This is a genomic window from Kribbella sp. NPDC059898 (assembly GCF_042730855.1).
In the GTDB taxonomy this organism is placed as follows: Bacteria; Actinomycetota; Actinomycetes; order Propionibacteriales; family Kribbellaceae; genus Kribbella.
Genome location: NZ_JBHWKR010000003.1, coordinates 100,719 through 117,925 on the forward strand (window position 1 = coordinate 100,719; position 17,207 = coordinate 117,925).

At 70.0% G+C, this 17,207-nt stretch carries 19 protein-coding genes; 12 read left to right on the forward strand and 7 right to left on the reverse strand.

Annotation, left to right across the window (positions count from 1 at the left end):
- Positions 1–49 precede the first annotated feature (49 nt).
- Both ACFV9C_RS10590 and ACFV9C_RS10595 read left to right on the forward strand, forming a co-directional pair.
- Positions 50–916 (forward strand): diiron oxygenase, encoded by an 867-nt coding sequence (locus tag ACFV9C_RS10590; protein ID WP_380192480.1) that lies wholly within the window; start codon positions 50–52, stop codon positions 914–916.
- Positions 913–2,151, forward strand: a complete 1,239-nt coding sequence (locus ACFV9C_RS10595; RefSeq protein ID WP_380192481.1) for an FAD-dependent oxidoreductase — start codon at positions 913–915, stop codon at positions 2,149–2,151. The genes ACFV9C_RS10590 and ACFV9C_RS10595 overlap by 4 nt, the downstream gene beginning before the upstream one ends.
- Here ACFV9C_RS10595 and sigJ read toward each other — a convergent pair.
- Positions 2,114–3,010: an RNA polymerase sigma factor SigJ gene (sigJ, locus tag ACFV9C_RS10600; protein WP_380192483.1), complete on the reverse strand. Its 897-nt coding sequence runs from the start codon at positions 3,008–3,010 to the stop codon at positions 2,114–2,116. The two genes, ACFV9C_RS10595 and sigJ, sit on opposite strands and share 38 nt — an antisense overlap.
- Positions 3,011–3,082: 72 nt before the next feature.
- Here sigJ and ACFV9C_RS10605 point away from each other — a divergent pair, with 72 nt between their 5' ends.
- Positions 3,083–3,520: a YybH family protein gene (locus ACFV9C_RS10605; protein WP_380192485.1), complete on the forward strand. Its 438-nt coding sequence runs from the start codon at positions 3,083–3,085 to the stop codon at positions 3,518–3,520.
- On the opposite strand, the gene ACFV9C_RS10610 is transcribed toward ACFV9C_RS10605, so the two are convergent.
- On the reverse strand, positions 3,510–4,136 hold the full coding sequence (locus tag ACFV9C_RS10610; RefSeq protein WP_380192486.1) for a class I SAM-dependent methyltransferase: 627 nt from the start codon (positions 4,134–4,136) through the stop codon (positions 3,510–3,512). The two genes, ACFV9C_RS10605 and ACFV9C_RS10610, sit on opposite strands and share 11 nt — an antisense overlap.
- 86 nt (positions 4,137–4,222) lie before the next feature.
- On the opposite strand from ACFV9C_RS10610, the gene ACFV9C_RS10615 reads away from it, so the two are divergent.
- Genes ACFV9C_RS10615 through ACFV9C_RS10630 form a run of 4 tightly spaced genes read left to right on the forward strand, consistent with a single transcriptional unit; the run spans position 4,223 to position 6,606 of the window.
- Entirely contained in the window at positions 4,223–4,624 is a 402-nt protein-coding gene (locus ACFV9C_RS10615) for a VOC family protein (protein ID WP_380192488.1), read from the forward strand.
- A 13-nt stretch (positions 4,625–4,637) separates the two neighbouring features.
- The gene (locus ACFV9C_RS10620; protein WP_380192489.1) at positions 4,638–4,982 is read left to right on the forward strand and encodes a YciI family protein; all 345 of its coding nucleotides are present in this window, start codon (positions 4,638–4,640) and stop codon (positions 4,980–4,982) included.
- Positions 4,979–6,172, forward strand: coding sequence for an RNA polymerase sigma factor (locus ACFV9C_RS10625; protein WP_380192491.1), 1,194 nt, complete (start codon positions 4,979–4,981; stop codon positions 6,170–6,172). The genes ACFV9C_RS10620 and ACFV9C_RS10625 overlap by 4 nt, the downstream gene beginning before the upstream one ends.
- Positions 6,169–6,606, forward strand: coding sequence for an SRPBCC family protein (locus tag ACFV9C_RS10630; protein ID WP_380192493.1), 438 nt, complete (start codon positions 6,169–6,171; stop codon positions 6,604–6,606). The genes ACFV9C_RS10625 and ACFV9C_RS10630 overlap by 4 nt, the downstream gene beginning before the upstream one ends.
- Here the strand turns inward: ACFV9C_RS10630 and lexA are convergent.
- A complete protein-coding gene (gene lexA, locus ACFV9C_RS10635; RefSeq protein ID WP_380192495.1) occupies positions 6,603–7,256 on the reverse strand; it encodes a transcriptional repressor LexA in 654 nt (217 codons plus the stop codon). The genes ACFV9C_RS10630 and lexA overlap by 4 nt on opposite strands.
- 83 nt (positions 7,257–7,339) lie before the next feature.
- On the opposite strand from lexA, the gene ACFV9C_RS10640 reads away from it, so the two are divergent.
- The gene (locus ACFV9C_RS10640; RefSeq protein WP_380192496.1) at positions 7,340–8,137 is read left to right on the forward strand and encodes a TIGR02569 family protein; all 798 of its coding nucleotides are present in this window, start codon (positions 7,340–7,342) and stop codon (positions 8,135–8,137) included.
- Here the strand turns inward: ACFV9C_RS10640 and ACFV9C_RS10645 are convergent.
- Together ACFV9C_RS10645 and ACFV9C_RS10650 are read right to left on the reverse strand one after the other, a co-directional pair.
- Entirely contained in the window at positions 8,095–9,270 is a 1,176-nt protein-coding gene (locus tag ACFV9C_RS10645) for a Cmx/CmrA family chloramphenicol efflux MFS transporter (RefSeq protein WP_380192498.1), read from the reverse strand. The genes ACFV9C_RS10640 and ACFV9C_RS10645 overlap by 43 nt on opposite strands.
- Positions 9,271–9,337: 67 nt before the next feature.
- The gene (locus ACFV9C_RS10650; protein ID WP_380192500.1) at positions 9,338–9,913 is read right to left on the reverse strand and encodes a TetR/AcrR family transcriptional regulator; all 576 of its coding nucleotides are present in this window, start codon (positions 9,911–9,913) and stop codon (positions 9,338–9,340) included.
- Positions 9,914–10,070: 157 nt separating this feature from the next.
- Here ACFV9C_RS10650 and ACFV9C_RS10655 point away from each other — a divergent pair, with 157 nt between their 5' ends.
- Positions 10,071–12,071, forward strand: coding sequence for a glycoside hydrolase domain-containing protein (locus tag ACFV9C_RS10655; protein ID WP_380192502.1), 2,001 nt, complete (start codon positions 10,071–10,073; stop codon positions 12,069–12,071).
- Here ACFV9C_RS10655 and ACFV9C_RS10660 read toward each other — a convergent pair.
- Positions 12,064–12,966 (reverse strand): LysR family transcriptional regulator, encoded by a 903-nt coding sequence (locus ACFV9C_RS10660; RefSeq protein ID WP_380192504.1) that lies wholly within the window; start codon positions 12,964–12,966, stop codon positions 12,064–12,066. The genes ACFV9C_RS10655 and ACFV9C_RS10660 overlap by 8 nt on opposite strands.
- A gap of 52 nt (positions 12,967–13,018) precedes the next feature.
- On the opposite strand from ACFV9C_RS10660, the gene ACFV9C_RS10665 reads away from it, so the two are divergent.
- Genes ACFV9C_RS10665 through ctaD form a run of 3 tightly spaced genes read left to right on the forward strand, consistent with a single transcriptional unit; the run spans position 13,019 to position 16,335 of the window.
- A complete protein-coding gene (locus ACFV9C_RS10665) occupies positions 13,019–13,819 on the forward strand; it encodes an alpha/beta fold hydrolase (RefSeq protein ID WP_380192506.1) in 801 nt (266 codons plus the stop codon).
- Positions 13,816–14,622: an LLM class flavin-dependent oxidoreductase gene (locus ACFV9C_RS10670; protein WP_380192507.1), complete on the forward strand. Its 807-nt coding sequence runs from the start codon at positions 13,816–13,818 to the stop codon at positions 14,620–14,622. Before ACFV9C_RS10665 ends, ACFV9C_RS10670 begins: the two co-directional genes overlap by 4 nt.
- Positions 14,623–14,652: 30 nt before the next feature.
- Positions 14,653–16,335 (forward strand): cytochrome c oxidase subunit I, encoded by a 1,683-nt coding sequence (ctaD, locus tag ACFV9C_RS10675; RefSeq protein WP_380192509.1) that lies wholly within the window; start codon positions 14,653–14,655, stop codon positions 16,333–16,335.
- Here ctaD and ACFV9C_RS10680 read toward each other — a convergent pair.
- Positions 16,332–17,201, reverse strand: coding sequence for a helix-turn-helix domain-containing protein (locus tag ACFV9C_RS10680; protein ID WP_380192511.1), 870 nt, complete (start codon positions 17,199–17,201; stop codon positions 16,332–16,334). The two genes, ctaD and ACFV9C_RS10680, sit on opposite strands and share 4 nt — an antisense overlap.
- Positions 17,202–17,207 lie beyond the last annotated feature (6 nt).

Below are 17,207 nucleotides of genomic sequence, written 5' to 3' on the forward strand. Positions count from 1 at the left end.
CCATCAGTTATGTTACATAGACGATGTCATATCGCCCCGGAGGTGTGCGATGGACCAGACCGCTGAACGGTTGCTGGGGTCGGCGAGCCGGCTGTCCCGCGATCCCGAGACGGAGATCGACTGGGACGCCCCGGTCGGCGATGGGTACGGGATGTCGCCGGAATGGAGCACGCTGTACGGCACGCCGTACTGGGACGAGCTGACCGAGGCGCAGCAGCGCGAGCTGACCCGGCACGAGTCCGCGTCGACGGCGACGACCGGGATCTGGTTCGAGATGATCCTGCAGCAGCTGATCCTGCGCGACATCTACGACAAGCCCGCGCGGAGTCCGGAGTTCCAGTGGGCGCTGACCGAGATCGCGGACGAGTGCCGGCACTCGATCATGTTCGCGAAGGCGTCCGGCCGGCTGGTGGACCCGGCGTACCGGCCGCGGTTGCTGGCGCGTGAGCTCGGGCGGATGTTCAAGACCGTCGCGACCGGCGAGTCGGCGTACGCCGCGATTCTGGTCGCCGAGGAGGTCCTGGACGTGATGCAGCGGGACTGGATGCGGGACAACCGGGTCGAGCCGCTGGTACGGACCGTGAACCACATCCACGTGGTCGAGGAGTCGCGGCACATGGTGTTCGCGCGCGAGGAGACCCGCGAGCGGCTGGCGAACGCGGGCCGTGGGCGGCGGTGGGTGAGTGCGCTGGTGATCGCGATCGCGGCCGACATGATCGTGTCGAGCATGGTCGGGCGCGAGGTGTACGTGAACGCCGGGCTGGACGCGGACCGGGCCGTCCGCGAGGCGCGGCAGAACGAGCATCACCGGTCACTGCTGCGGACCAGCTGCGCGAACCTGATGGACTTCCTCGGCTCGGTCGGCCTGCTGACGCCGGCCGCGTCCCGGGTGTATCGGCGGACCGGGCTGCTGTGAGCTACGCGATCTCGGGGGATTGCTGCTCGGATGCGAGCTGCGTCGCGGTCTGCCCGATGAACAGCATCCATCCGTCGCCGGGCGAGCCCGGGTTCGGGACCGGTGCGAGTTTGTTCGTCGATCCGCGGACGTGCATCGACTGTGGTGCGTGTGCGGACATCTGCCCGGTCGACGCCGCGAAGCCGGCCGACGAGTCGGCGGCGGCGGACGTCGAGCGGAACGCGGCGTACTTCGCCGATCGGGAGCCGCTGGAGGCGACGGATCTGGACACCTGGGAGCCGGTCTCGTACCAGGTGTGGGGCGGTGGTCCGCGCCGGGTGCTGGTCGTCGGCGCCGGGCCGGCGGGGATGTACGCGACGCGCGAGTTGTTGCTGCGGACAACGGCTGACATCACGGTGGTGGATCGCAGTGAGCACCTCGGTGGGCTGGTTCGGTTCGGGGTCGCGCCGGATCATCCGCAGACGAAGCAGATCATCGACAACTTCGAACGGCTGGTCCGGCATCCGCGTGTCCACTGGCGCCCAGGAACGGACGCGGCCGCGCTGCCGAGCGACGGTTTCGACGCGGTCGTGCATGCGGTTGGGTCTCGGAGTAGCCGGCGGCTCGGGATTGACGGTGAGGACGCGGCCTGTACGGCGGAGGACTTTGTTGCCTGGTACAACGGGCGGCCAGGCACGGCACCGCCGCCCGCTCTGGTAGGGCCGCGGGCGGTTGTCGTCGGCAACGGGAACGTCGCGATCGACATCGCCCGGGTGCTGCTGAGTGACCGCACGATGGACGTGCCGCCGGAGGTACGGCGTACGCTCGCGGCGAGTGGGATCAAGGAGGTCGTGCTGCTCGGCCGCCGCGGTCCGGACGAAGCGGCGTACACCGAACCGGCCCTGCGGGAGCTGCTCGCGGTTGCGGGGGACCGGGTCGAGCTGCGGTACCACGCCCGGCCGGCCGCCTGGACGTCCGCCGGGCTGACCCTGGACACCGGCGAGGTCATTGCTGCGGGCAACCTGTTCACCGCGATCGGGTTCGAGGGCCGGCCGGTCGACGGTCTGCCGTTCGACACCGGCCGGGGGATCGTGCCGAACGTCCGCGGCGCCGTCGTCGGCCGGCCGGGGCACTACGTGGCGGGCTGGATCAAACGCGGCGCGCGCGGCGGGATCGGCGTCAACAAGGCGTGTGCGCAGGAGACCGTGATGACGCTGGTCAGTGCATCCAGGGGCGCAGTTTCTCCGGGTTCCTGACCGTCCAGATGTTCGTGATGAGGTCGCCCGCGAAGTCGAACGCGAGCACGGTCTCGACCTTGCCCTCGAACTCGATGACGAGGCCCGGCTGACCGTTGACCATCCGCTCGAGGATCGTCCGGCCGTGCCGGAACACCGGCAGCTGGGTGAAGCGCTGCGCGACCTGCGGACCGCCGTGGATCGGATCGAGGAACGCGGTCACCAGCCCGCCGCCGTCCGCGACCGCGGTGGCGTCCGGATCGAGCAGCTTCACGATCGCCTGGATGTCGGTGGCCTCCCAGGCCGCCTTGAACGCCCGGACCAGCTCCGCCCTCCGCGCCGACGGCGGAGTCGGGGACTGGGACTCGCGGATCCGCCGGCGCGCCGACGAGGCGAGCTGCCGGCAGGCCGCGGGGGTCCGGCCGACGATCTCGGCGACCTCCGGGAACGGGTACCGGAACACGTCGTGCAGGATGAACGACACCCGCTCGGCGGGCGTCATCGCGTCCAGCACGACCAGGAACGCCATGTTCACCGACTCGTCCAGCGTGATCCGGTCCGCGGGATCGGCGGGGCCGTCGACGTCGTCAGGCAGCGGCTCCGGGATCCACTCGCCGACGTACCGCTCGCGACGGGCCCGCGCGGAGCGCAGCTGGTCCAGGCAGATCCGGCTCGCGACCCTGGTCAGCCAGGCGGCCGGGTTCTCGATCACGTGCCGCTCGTCCAGGGTCATCGCGTACCACCGGGCGTAGGTCTCCTGCACCACGTCCTCCGCGTCGGCCAGCGACCCGAGCAGGCGGTACGCCAGGTTGATCAGCTGCCGCCGCTCGCTCATGATCACGTCCAGGCCGGGCTCGGCCATGTCGGTCCTCTCGCTCATACCCGGTACGACGAAACGGCTCGCGCAAGTGTGAGGTCTGACATTACGCGGACCTGTCCCGTCGTACCGGGTATGACGAACAACGCGAAGTCAGAGCTGGAGATCCGGGAGCGGATCGAGACGTTGCTGGACGGGATCCGGACCGGGGACCTGGGCGCGCTGAAGACGATCTTCGCGCCGAACGTGGTCTCGTTCGACGTCGAGGCGCCGCTGCGGCACCTCGGCGCGGAGAAGAAGCTGCAGAACTGGGAGAAGGTGTTCACGGTCTACCGGACCCCGCTCGGGTACGAGGTCCGCGACCTGACCGTGCTGGTCGACGGCGACCTCGCGGTGACGTACGCCGTGAACCGGATCAGCGGCACGCTCGTGAACGGCGCCGAGGCCGGCATGTGGGTGCGCTGGACCGCGGCGTGGCGGCGGACCGACGGCGAGTGGCAGATCGTCCACGACCAGGCGTCGGTGCCGATGTACTTCCCGGAGGGGCGGGCCGCTACCGACCTCACCCCGTGAGCCGGGCGCGGCCCAGGATGTGCGGCCCGGCCGGGGTCACCCGGTCGGGCGGGAACTGGAAGCGGTCCAGTTCCTCGATGGCGAAACCGGCGGCCGTGATCGCGGCCGCCGTGTCGCGGTGGGTGTGGCAGCCGCCGACCAGCAGCGGCCACAGGGTGGCGTCCGCGATCCGCTGGACGGTGGCGAGGCGGCCGGGTTCGGCGGCGACGTGTTCGTAGAACCTGAGCTCGCCGCCGGGACGCAGTACCCGCCGGGCCTCGGCGAGGGCGGCCTGCTGGTCGGGGACCGAGCACAGGACGAGCGACACCACGACCACGTCGGCCGACGCGTCCGGAGCCGGCAGGTGGTCCGCCGTACCCTCGACGACCTCGACCGGGACCGGCGCAGTCGACGCCTGGTGCAGGGCATGGGCGCGGAGGAAGGGCTCGGGTTCCACGGCGAGGACGTGGGTGACCTCGGGCGGGTAGTGCGCGAAGTTGCCGCCGTCGCCGGCGCCGACCTCGATCACCCGGCCCGTCGTACCCGCGAGCAGCCGCCGGCGGTGATCGGCCGCGCCGGCCTGGTCGAGCGTGGGCCGGACCCGCGCGTACATCCGGGCGAAGAACGGTCGATTCATGGGCCCACCCTGTCAGAGTGTCGGATCCCGGCGTACGCCGATCGTCTGCTGGATGAGAGTTGTTCGTTCAGCAGAGGAGAAGTGCAGTGGCTACCCCGATCAGCACCGTGAAGATCATCGACGTCGTCGTGTCCGACCTCGGCGCCGCGATCGAGTTCTACGCCCGGCTCGGGCTCACGTTCGAGCGCGACCAGTACATGCCGGACGACCACGCCGGCTGCGACCTGCCGAACGGGTTGCACCTGATGCTCGACACCGACGAGGCGCGCGGCAAGATCACCGCGCACTGGACGCCGCCGGCGTCGAGCCGCGCGTTCCTCACCTTCGAGTACGGCACGCCGGCCGAGGTGGACTCGACGTACGCCGAACTCGTCGCCGCCGGGGTGACCAGCCTGCAGGCGCCGTACGACGCGCCGTGGGGGATGCGTTACGCGACCGTCGCCGATCCGTCCGGGAACGGTGTCGACCTCTACGCCACACTGGCCTGAAGGAGGTGTGCGGGTGAAGTACGTGCTGATGTTCATCGAGACCGAGCAGTTCGCGAAGGACTTCGAGGCGCTGGCGCCGGCCGAGAAGGAGGAGGCGTACCGGCGGGTGTACCAGTGGTTCGACGACCACGCGGACAAGATCACCAGCCGGGGCAGCAAGCTCCAGGGCCGGGAGACCGCGACGACGGTGCGGCTCGACGGCGCGACGCTGACCACCGATGGTCCGTTCATCGAGGGCAAAGAGGTGGTGTCCGGGTTCACCGAGATCGATGTCGAGGACCTGGACGAGGCCCTCCGGATGGTGAAGACATGGCCGGCCTGCCCGGTGATCGAAATCCGTCCGGTCGCGGAAATGTGACCAGTGAGGACGAGCTGGCCCGCGTGGTGCGTGATCATGCGGGTCGGCTGGCGGGTGGGCTGGTGTCGTTGCTGGGCGACTTCGCCGCGGCCGAGGACCTGGTCCAGGACGCGGTCGAGGTCGCGCTCCGGCGCTGGCCGGTCGAAGGGATCCCGGAGCGGCCGGACGCCTGGTTGTTCACGGTGGCGAAGCGCCGAGGTCTCGACGTACTGCGGCGGCAGGAGAACTACCGGGCCAAGCTCGCGCTGCTGCGGGAACCGGAGCAGCCGCCGCCGGACGACCGGCTCCGGCTGATCTTCATCTGCTGCCACCCGGCCCTCGCCCGCGAGGCGCAGGTCGCGCTCACGCTCCGGGTCGTGTGCGGGCTCACGACGGCGCAGATCGCGGCGGCGTTCCTCGCGTCGGAGTCGGCCGTGTCGCAGCGGATCACCCGGGCGAAGCGCAAGATCACCGACGCGGGCATCCCGTACCGGATCCCGCGCGACGACGAGCTGCCCGAGCGGCTGACCGAAGTACTGACGGTCATCTACCTGCTCTTCAACGAGGGCTACCTGTCCAGTACGGCGGAACGCGCGCACTCGCGCGACCTCGTCGACGACGCGGAATGGCTGACCGCACTGCTCCACGGCCTGCTCCCGAACGAGCCGGAGGTCGCCGGCCTGCTCGCCCTGATCCGCCTGCACCGTGCCCGTACGGCGGCCCGCTTCACCCCGAACCTGGTCCTGCTCGCGGACCAGGACCGCTCGCTCTGGGACCACACCGCGATCACCGAAGCGACGGCCCTGCTCACGCGCACCGCCCGCCGCCACCGCGCCCCCGGCCCGTACCAGCTGCAGGCCGCGATCGCCGCCTGCCACAGCGAGGCCGCGAGCTGGGACGACACGGACTGGCCGCAGATCCTCGTCCTCTACGACATGCTTCTGACCCTGCAACCGAGCCCGGTCACGTGCCTGCACCGGACGATCGCCCTCTCGTACGTGCAGGACTCGGCCACCGCCCTCAAAGAGCTCGACGCACTGGCCGCGGACCTCGACACCTACCCGCTCTTCCACGCCACGCGCGCCCAGTTCCTCCGCGACCTGGACCGCCCCGCCGAGGCGCACGCCGCCGACGAACGCGCCGCCCGACTCACCACGAACCCGGCCCAGCTGGACCTGCTCCATGAACGCCTGGAAGGAGAACCGAGATGACAACGATCGTGACGAAGGTCGAGGTCGAGCGGACCGCGGACGAGGTGTTCGCGTACGTCACCGACCCGAACCACTTCCCCGAATGGCAGGCCGGCGTCACCGGCGGCCACCTGGAGGGCGGCGAGCCGGTCGTCGGCGCGAAGTGCCTGACCACCCGCAAGATCGGCGGCCGTGAACGCGACGTGACGTCTCGGCTGACCGTCTTCGACCCGCCGCGCTCGTGGGCGGTCCGCGGCGAGGACGGCCCGATCCGCGCGACCGTCAACGTCACCGTCGAGCCGATCGCCGGCCGCGACGCCAGCACGCTGACGATCGACCTCGACTTCGAGGGTCACGGCATCGGCAAGGTCCTGGTCCCGCTGATCGTCGTACCGCAGTCCCGCAAGGAGATGCCGGCCAACCTCGCCCGGCTGAAGACCAATCTGGAGAGCTAAACGCTGCGCAGGACCGACACGACGACGCCGAGCACGGTGGCGTTGTCGCCGTCGATCACCTCGTACGCCGGGTTCCGTGGCTCGAGGTACACGTGGCCGTTGCGGCGGCGGTACACCTTGACGGTCGCCTCCTCGTCGATCATCGCGGCGACGATCTGGCCGGAGTGCGCCTCGGCCTGCTGGCGGACCACGACGATGTCGCCGTCGCAGATCGCCGCGTCGATCATCGACTCGCCGCGCACCCGCAGCCCGAACACGGTGCCGCGGCCGGTCAGCCCGCGGGGGAGTTGCAGTACGTCGTCCACGTGCTCGACGGCCGAGATCGGCGTACCGGCGGCGATGTCACCGACGACCGGGACCGGGACGTTCTGATCGCTCACCGACTGGGTAGCGGTCTCCTGCAGGAACATCCGCACGTCGATCGGCCGGGACACCGACGGGCTGCGGCGCAGGAAGCCCTTGTCCTCCAGTGCGGCCAGGTGCTTCGACACCGACGACGACGACTTCAGCCCGACCGCGTCGCCGAGCTGCCGGCTGCTCGGCGGGTACCCGTACCGCGTCACCCAGTCCCGGATCACCACCAGGATCCGCTGCTGCCGTTCCGGGAGCGCGCCGGTGTCGAGGTCGCCGAACAGGTCGAGATCAGTCACCGCGAAATCCTAGAGGCCATCCGCCCGCCGATCGGCCACCGACCCGCGCAGCCGCTCAGTAGTGGGGATGAAAGAGTGGCGGGATGGAGGGTCCTGAGGAGCGGGTGCTGGCGGCGTTCGGGGTGTCGGAACCGGCGGTGCGCCTGCAAGGTGGGCAGGGGGAGACCTGGCGGTCCGGCGACGTCGTGCTGAAGCGCGCGGACGGCGAGAGCGCCTGGCGGGGCGACGTACTGAGTGTCCTGCCGGAGTCGGACGCGTTCCGCGTTCCGCGGCCGGTGAAGGCCCAGGACGGGGAGTGGGTCGCATTCGGATGGGAGGCGAACGAGTTGCTGGTCGGGGCGACCGATGTGCGGCGGCAGGACGAGGTGCTTGTCGCGGCGGCCGCGTTTCACGAGGCGGTGGCTGAGGTTCCCCGGCCCGGCTTCATCGACACTCGGAGCGACCCGTGGTGCGACGGCGATCGGGTCGCCTGGCGGGAGCAGGAGGTGCAGGGGAGTTCGGCGTACGGCGAGCTGGTCGGGCCGCTGGTCGACGCCTGGCGGCCGGTGGAGCTGCCGTCGCAGGTGGTGCACGGCGACCTGCCCGGGAACGTGATGTTCGCCGACGGGTTGCCACCGGCGATCATCGACTGGCCGGTGTACTGGCGACCGACCGCGTGGGCGTCCGCCGTCGCGGTCGCGGACGCCCTCTGCTGGTACGGCGCGGAGCCGGCCCTCGCCGCGCGCTGGGCGCACCTGCCGCACTGGGGGCAGATGCTGATCCGGGCGCTGATCTACCGGATGACCACCGACGACCTGGCCGGCGGCGCCGCGACCTGGACCGCGGCCCGGCGCGACGGCTACACGCCGGTCATCGAGCTGGCCCTCGCGTACGCCGGTTGAGCCGTCCGGACGGCGAGCGGAATGGTGCCGACGGCAAGTACTCCGAGCCCGGCGCCGATCCAGCCGACCGACGGATAGCCGGCGCCCGCGTCGAGCGCGAGCCCGCCGAGCCACGGGCCGACCGTGATCCCGACGTTGAACGCCGAGATGTTGAACGCGGCCGCCAGCGTCGGCGCGGACCCGGCGACGCCGAACACCCGCGAGTTCACCGCCGGGTTGGTGGCGAACCCGAACGAGCCGACCGCGACGATCGCGAGGACGGCGATCCACGGCGTCCCGGCGGCCAGCGCCAGGACCACCGCCGCGAGGACGACTCCGGTCAGGCTGATCGCGAGCGTGCCGAACGGGCGCCGGTCCGCGGTGCGTCCGCTGATCGTGATTCCGGCCAGCGCGCCGACGCCGTACAGCGCGAGAATCACGGGCACCCAGGCGTCCGACAGCCGGGTCGTCTCGGTGAGCAGTGGCGCGAGGTAGCTGAAGATGACGAGGATCGCGCCGGTCGACAGCGCGGTCGTGCCGTACGCGAGCCAGAGTTGCGGATTCACCATGCTGCGCAACTCGTCGCGCAACTGCGGGACGTGCTCCGACCGCCCGCGCGGGATCGTCGCGAGAACGCCCGCGATCGCGAGCACCGACAGTACGGCGACCGCCCAGAACGCCGCGCGCCAGCCGAGGTGCTGGCCGAGCAGCGTGCCGGCGGGCAGCCCGACGATGGTCGCGACCGTGAGACCGCCGGCGAGAATGCTCATCGCCTTCGCGCGGGCCTGCGGACCGGCGAGCTCGATCGCGGTCACCGAGGCGACCGCCCAGAACCCGGCGTACACGAACGCACCCGCGACCCGGGTGGCCAGCAGCACGCCGTACGACGAGGTGAGCGCGCCGGCCACGTGGGTGAGGGCGAAGACCGCGAGGAACGCGAGCATCGCGACGCGGCGCGACCAGCGGAGCGTGGCGACGGCGAGGATCGGTGCGCCGACCAGCATGCCGACCGCGAACGCGGAGATCAGCAGGCCCGCGGCCGGGATGGACACGTGCAGATCGGTGGCGAGCTCGGGGAGCAGTCCGGCGAGCATCAGCTCGGAGGTTCCCTGGGCGAAGATCGCCAGACCGAGCAGGTAGACGGCTCGGGGCATGATGTCCTCTCATATTGGATCAATCGGTTCAAAACCTGGCCAGGCCGGACCGATGGAGCAGCGGGAATCAGAAGGTGCGCAGTGTCGCCTCGACGACCGTGCGTTGGCTCTCCGGGGACGCGCCGCGCCGGGCGGCGACCCGCAGGCCACCGAGGACCGTGAAGACGTACGCCGCCAGACCGGCCGGGTCCTGCTCCGCGTCGAGGTCGCCGGCCGCTTGTGCCGCCTGGATCGCGGTGGTCAGCGCGGCGAGCTTGGTCTCGTGGTCACGATCCAGGAGCTCGACGATCTCGGGCTCCTTCGGGCCGAGTTCGACGATCGTGTTGATCACGAAGCAGCCGGCCGGGTCGTCCGGCTGCGGCTCGACCGCCGTCCACAGGATCCTCCGGACGCGCTCGCGGATCGGCAGCGACTCGTCCTGGATGACCTCGAGTTGCGCGGCGCTGAAGTCCTCGACGTACCGCCGGAGGGCGCGGTCGAACAGGTCGCGCTTGCTGGTGAACGTGTTGTAGATGCTGCTCCGGCCGAGGCCGGTCGCCGCGCAGAGGTCCTGCGTGGAGGTCGCCTCGTAGCCGGAGGTCCAGAAGACGCGCATCGCGGCGTCGACGGCACGATCCTCGTCGAAGGTCCTCGGTCTGGCCATGACGCCGACTCTAACACATTCTGGACCAAACGATCCAAAACGCCACCCGATAGCATCCTCGCATCGAGGCGAGTGCCGGAAGCTCTTCGACAGGACAGCGGCGCTCGCCTTCACTTGGGGGCACCACCCGACGATGAGACTGGGGAACATTGTGAGGTTGTTCAGACCCGGGGGGCTCACACTCGCCCTCGCGCTGGTGGCGGGCGTCACCGTCGCCGGCCAGGCGGCGGCCGCCGACACGAAGACCGTGTCCTATCGCGGCTACCAGGTGACCGTCCCGTCCAGCTGGCCGGTGGTCGACCTGGCCGCCGACCCGACCGCATGTGTCCGGCTGGACAAACCGGCCGTGTACCTGGGCCGCAGTACGGCGCAGACCACGTGCCCGGCCCACCTGGTTGGTCGCAGCTCCGGCCTGATCCTGGAGCCACTCACCACGGTGCAGCCGTCGAGCGACGGGATGCTCCGCCGCGCGATCACCGACGCCGGCGTACTCGCGACGGCGTACTACGCGCCGGGCACCGAGCAGGCGGCGAACGGCGTCCTCGGGACCGGCAAGGTGGTGACGAAGACCCCGTCGGCGCGGGTGGCGCAGCCGGCCGCGGTCACCCCGTCAGTCGTTGCCACCGGCAACTTCGCCGGGTACGGGTTCGACACCTGCGCGGCGCCGGCGCAGTCCGCGATGGACGCGTGGCGCCCGACGTACCAAGGCGTCGGGATCTACATCAGCGGCGGGTTGCGGGCGTGCGCGCAGCCGAACCTGACCGCCGACTGGGTGGCGGCGAACGCGAGCAAGGGCTGGCAGTTCCTGCTGATCGACGTCGGCCTGCAGGCGCCGTGCACGACGTACAACAGCCGGATGTCCTCGGTCGCGTCGACCGCGCTGACCCAGGGCCGGAACGCCGCGATCAACGCGGTCGCGGCGGCCCAGGCGCTCGGATTCGCACAGCGGAGCGCGATCTACAGCGACATCGAGGCATACACGACGACCGCTGCCTGCAAGGCGGCCGTGCTCTCGTACCTGAGCGGCTGGACGCAGGAGCTGAACGCGCGTGGGTACCAGGGCGGCGCGTACGTCGGTGCCGCGTCGGGTGGCGCGGACCTGAACAGCGCGTACACGAGTACGGCGTACACGCGGCCGGACAACATATGGTTCGCGCACTGGGGTTCCGCGGTCGGGACGAGCCGTTTCATCAACTCGGCGTACTGGGCGAACCACCAGCGGGTGCATCAGTACGCCGGTGACGTCAGCGAGACCAACGGTGGCGTGCAGATGTCGATCGACAAGAACTACCTGAACCTGACTGCTCCGCCGGCGCCGGTGAGCAGCTTCAGTGTGGCCGGTGGCGTCGCGGCCGCGGCGCTGCGGTGGACGAAGCCGACGAACACGACGGTGATGCTGCGGAACGCGGTCGGCTCGACTCCGCCGCCGCTGACCACCTCGGGTACGGCGGTGTACAACGGCGCGGCGAGCAGCTACACGCAGAGCGGCCTGTCGAACTCAGCCAGCTACGCGTACCGGGTATGGACGAAGGACGCGACGGGCAAGGTCGGCCCGGGTGTCGATGTACGGCTCGTCGGGTCCAAGGCGACGTTCGGGATGAGTGCGGCGTCGATCATGTACACCGGCGCGGTCACGCTGACGGCGGGCGTGTCGCGGCTGGACGGCGGCAAGCTGCCCGGCGTACCGCTGGTGCTCTATTCCAAGGCGAAGACCGCCACCAAGTGGTCGACGGTCGGGTCGTACACGACCGACGCCAACGGGATCGTCAAGGTGTCGCAGAAGCCGTCGGTGTCGACGTACTACATGTGGGGCTACAACGGCGGCGCGGGAGTGCTGGGCACGCGCAGCACGACAGCGTTGCTCCAGGTCCACCCGGCGCTCTCGGCGTACCTGACGCCGCCCGCGATCCGGCTGGGTGCGTCGACGGTGATGTACGGGTACCTGAACCCGCCGCATGCCGGTACGACGGCGTACCTGCAGCGACGTTCCGGTACGACGTGGGTGGCGGTGACGACCGGGAAGCTGGCGACCAACGGCAAGTACGGGTTCAGCATCAAGCCGACGGCGCGTGGCACGTTCACGTACCGCGTGGTCTGGCTGGCGGACGCCGACCACCAGGGCACGCAGACCGCGTCGAAGGTCCTGACGGTCAGCTGACGTCGGCGGCAGCCTTGACGGCAAGGTCGATCGCGTGCGCGGCAAGCGGTGAGTGCGTGCGGCCGGCCTGCCACAGCAGGAAGATCTCCCGCGGCGGGAGACCTGGCGTGAGTTCGTGCAGCGCCAGGCTCTCGTCGTGCCGGAGTACGGCGAGGCGCGGCATCAGTGCCGCGCCCAGTCCGGCCCGGACCATCGCCAGCAGGGCCTCGTTCCCCTCGGTGCGGAACACGAACTGCGGGCGGATGCCGTGGGTGCGCAGGAAGTCCTCGACGACGGCCTGGTGACAGATCGCCGGGTGGGCGACCAGTGGCAGCTCGTCGAGCGATTCGAGTGGGACAGGCGCGGCCGGGAAGTCGTCCGGGCGGGTGACGAGCAGGTACGGGTCGTCAAGGAGCTTGATGCCGTCGATGCCGTCGCCTGGGCGGGCGTCGAAGAACATCAGGTCGAGCCCGGTGAGGTCCGGGCTGTCGGTCTCCTCCTCGAACAGCCTGAGGTCGCAGCCCGGGTGGGCGTCACGGAGCTCACCGATGATCCGGGGGAGCAGGGTGTTCGAGACGGTCTGGAACGTGCCGATGTCGATCCTGCTGTCACCGGCCCGGAACCGCTCGATCCCGTCGTGCATCGCGTCGGCCCGGCGCAGCAGGTCCCGGCCGTGCTGCAGGACGACCGTTCCCAGGGGCGTGATCCGGACCGGCTTCGGACCGCCCGGGCGGTCGAACAGCGCGCCGCCGGCCAGCTTCTCGAGGATCGCGATCTGCTGGCTCACGCTCGACTGGGTGTACCCGAGCCGGCGCGCCGCGCGGCCGAACGAACCCTCGTCGGCGACCGCGGCCAGCGTCGCCAGATGCCGCAACTCGTACATGCCGATGATTCTATCGCCGATGGCGATCGACATGATCAGAATCAATCGCTTTTCACGATCATCAGTCGCTTCTACGGTCGATGCCATGACTACTTACGACGTGAACGGCATCGAGTTGTGTGCCGAGACGTACGGCGACCCGGCGGATCCCGCGGTCCTGCTGATCCACGGTGCCGGGGCCTCGATGATCTGGTGGGACGCGGACCTGTGCGCGGCGCTCGCCGCGCGCGGACGATTCGTGATCCGCTACGACCAGCGCGACACCGGCCGGTCGACCACCTTCGGAGTCGGAGCGCCGGGCTACGCGATGAGCGACCTGGCCGCCGACGCCGTCGGCCTGCTCGATGCCCTCGGCATCGAACGGGCCCACGTGGTCGCGCAGTCGATGTCCGGCGGTACGGCGCTGATCCTGGGCGTCGACCACCCGTCGCGGGTCTCGTCCTTGACGCTGGTGTCGTCGAGCACCGGGGCCGAAGGCCTCCCGTCGTCGACGGTGCAGTACCCGGCCGAGCCGGACTTCGCGGATCCGGCGGCCGTCGAGGAATACGTCGTACGGGCGATGGAAGCGGAGGCGGCCGGGCACTTCGACGAGACTGCCGCCCGGGCGCTGGTGCGGGAGGACGTGGCGCGGGCACGGAACTACCGGGCCTCGATGACCAACCACTTCGCGATGCGGTTCGACGGACCGGTAGGCGGCGGGTTCGGTGACCTGACAATGCCCGTCCTCGTGCTGCACGGCGACGCGGATCCGCTCCTTCCGCTCCCGCACGGCGAGGCGATCCGCGACGCGGTACCCGGCGCGCGGCTCGTCGTCCTGCACGGGATGGGCCATGGGCTGTCGGCGCCGTACTGGAAGACCTTTGTGGACGAGGTGGTGACGCAATGAAGTACGCCGCCTGGCTACCGCTGTTCGACGAGATGTCGGATCCGCTCGAGGTCGCACGGCTCGCGGCGGCGGCCGAGGAGGCCGGGTGGGACGGGTTCTTCGTCTGGGACCAGCTCTGGTGGCGGCCGCCGGTTCGGGAGGTGTCGGATCCGTGGATCACGCTGAGCGCGGTCGCGACCGCCACCGAACGGCTGCGGATCGGGCCGATGGTGACGCCGGTCGCCCGCCGGCGCCCGGTGAAGCTGTTGCGTGAGACAACGACCTTGGACCGGCTGTCGGGCGGCCGGCTGATTCTCGGTGCCGGGCTGGGCAGTGACCGGTTCGCGCAGGAGTACTCGAAGACCGGTGAGGAGCTGGACGGCCGGGTCCGGGCCGAGCGGATGGACGAGACGCTGGCGATCCTGACCGCGGGCTGGACGGGGGAGCCGGTCAACCATCACGGCCAGCACTACCTGGTCGACGACGTACAGTTCCTGCCGCGTCCGGTGAGCGGCCGGGTGCCCGTGTGGCTAGCGGGGTTCCCGGGCAACAGCCGACCGATCCGGCGTGCGGCGCGGTACGACGGGTTCTTTCCGGTCAACCTCACCTCACCGGAGCAGCTCGCCGCGCCGGTCGCCGTACTGCGTGAACTCCGCGGAACGCTGGACGACTACGACATCGCGGTCGCGCTGGAGCCGTCCGTCGATCCGCGTCCGTACGCCGAGGCCGGGGCGACGTGGTGCCTGACCGATCTCGTGGACCTGCGACTGGCCGACGTACGGGCGGTGATCGCTGCTGGACCAGGTAGGTCGATAGGTGTCTAATCGAAGGGATGCGTTAGTTCGGGAGGTGGCATGGCCAGCGTCAGCGGGCATGCCGGGGTCACCGAGCGCGCCGGATCGACTGCGGCCGGGGTTGGGCGGCGGCCACTGGGGCTGGCGATCGGCCGGGTGCTCTCGACCACCGACCACAAGGTGATCGGCGAGCTGTACCTCGTCACGTCGTTCGCCTTCTTCCTGGTCGGCGGCGTGATGGCGCTGGTGATCCGCGCCGAGCTGGCCGAGCCGGGGCTGCAGTTCGTCAACGAGGAGACCTACAACCAGCTGTTCACGATGCACGGTACGATCATGCTGCTGCTGTTCGCGACGCCGCTGTTCGTTGGCTTCGCCAACGTGATCATGCCGGTGCAGATCGGGTCGCCGGACGTCGCGTTCCCGCGGCTGAACATGTTCAGCTACTGGTTGTTCCTGTTCGGCGGGCTGATCGCGGTCAGCGGTTTCGCCACGCCGGGTGGCGCGGCCGACTTCGGCTGGACGGCGTACTCGCCGCTCTCGAACGCGATCCGCTCGCCGGGTGTCGGTGGCGACCTGTGGATCATGGGGCTGTGGATGGCCGGCCTCGGGACGATCCTCGGCGGCGTCAACTTCGTCACGACGATCGTCACGATGCGCGCGCCCGGGATGACCATGTTCCGGATGCCGATCTTCTGCTGGAACGTCCTGGTGACGTCGATCCTGGTGCTGATCGCGTTCCCGATCTTCGCGGCGGCGCTGCTGGTGCTGGAGGCGGACCGGACGCTCGGCGCGCACGTGTTCGACGCGGCCAACGGCGGGCCGATCCTGTGGCAGCACCTGTTCTGGTTCTTCGGGCATCCCGAGGTGTACATCATCGCGCTGCCGTTCTTCGGCATCGTCACCGAAGTACTGCCGGTCTTCAGCCGGAAGCCGGTCTTCGGGTACTACGGACTCGTCGCGGCGACGCTGACGATCGGGGCGTTGTCGATCGCGGTGTGGGCGCATCACATGTTCACGACCGGGGCGGTGGCGCTGCCGTTCTTCTCGTTCATGACGTTCCTGATCGCCGTACCGACCGGGGTGAAGTTCTTCAACTGGATCGGCACCATGTGGGGCGGATCGATCTCCCTCGAGACGCCGATGCTGTGGGCGATCGGGTTCCTGGTCACGTTCCTGTTCGGCGGCCTGACCGGGATCATCCTGGCGTCGCCGGCGCTGGACTACCAGCTGCAGGACTCGTACTTCGTGGTCGCGCACTTCCACTACGTCGTGTTCGGCACGGTGGTGTTCGCGATGTTCTCCGGGTTCTACTTCTGGTGGCCGAAGATGACCGGGCGAATGCTGGACGAGAGGCTCGGGAAGCTGCACTTCTGGTTGCTGTTCATCGGCTTCCACACGACGTTCCTGGTGCAGCACTGGCTGGGCGTCGAGGGGATGCCACGTCGGTACGCCGACTACCGGCCGAGTGACGGGTTCACGACGTTGAACCAGGTGTCGAGTGTGGGGGCGTTCATCCTGGGCGCGTCGATGCTGCCGTTCTTCTACAACGTCTACAAGTCCCGTCGCAGCCCTCGGGTGGGCGTGGACGATCCATGGGGCTGGGGCCGGTCGCTCGAGTGGGCGACCAGTTGCCCACCGCCGCGGCACAACTTCCACGCGCTGCCGCGGATCCGTTCGGAGTCGCCCGCCTTCGACCTCCATCACCCCGAACTGGCACTCCACGTCCATCGGGAAGTGCTCTAGTCCAAGCGATCCAGCAGCCGGACGAGGGCCTGGTCGGTCTGCTGTGGTGGGGGACTGGTGGAGGCGAGCAGCTCCAGCGCCTGGGTGTAGGCCTCGACGTCGTCGCGCTTGTCCAGGTAGAGCGCGCTGGTCAGGTGCTCGACGTACACGATGTCGGGGAGATCACGCTGCGGGAAGCGGAGCAGGGTGAACGCGCCGGCGGTGGCGGGGTGGCCGGCGTTCTCCAACGGGACGATCTGGACGGTGACGTTCGGCCGGGTGACCGCCTCGCGGAGCGCGACGAGCTGGCTGCGCAGTACGTCGACGCCGCCCATCGGGCGGCGCAGGACGGACTCCTCGATCACCGCCCACAACCGCAGCGGCGGCTCGCGGTCGAGCACCCGCTGCCGGCGGGTCCGGAGCGCGACGATCCGCTCGATCTCGGCGTCGCTCCGGCTGCCGCTCGGGTCGAGCCGCGCGACGGCCCGCGCGTACTCCTCGGTCTGCAGCAGGCCCGGGACGTACTGGATCTCGTAGGTCCGGATCAGCTCGGCGGTCGCTTCCAGCCCCAGATACGCGTCGAACCAGTCCGGCGTGACGTCGCCGTACCGCTGCCACCACCCCGGATCGTTCGCCTCCCGCGCCAGCTCCAGCAGCCGGTCCCGCTCCCGTGCGTCGTTCACGCCGTACAACGTCAGCAGGTCCGAGACGTCCCGCTCCTTGAATCCGACCTTCCCCAGCTCCAGCCGGCTGATCTTCGACTCCGAGGCCCGGATCGCCCAGCCCGCATCGGTGCGCGTGACCCCGGCCCGCTCGCGCAACTCCCGCAGATGTGCGCCGAGCAACATCCGCAGCGCAGTTGGCCCCACCACACTCCGCCCCGCCATACCTCC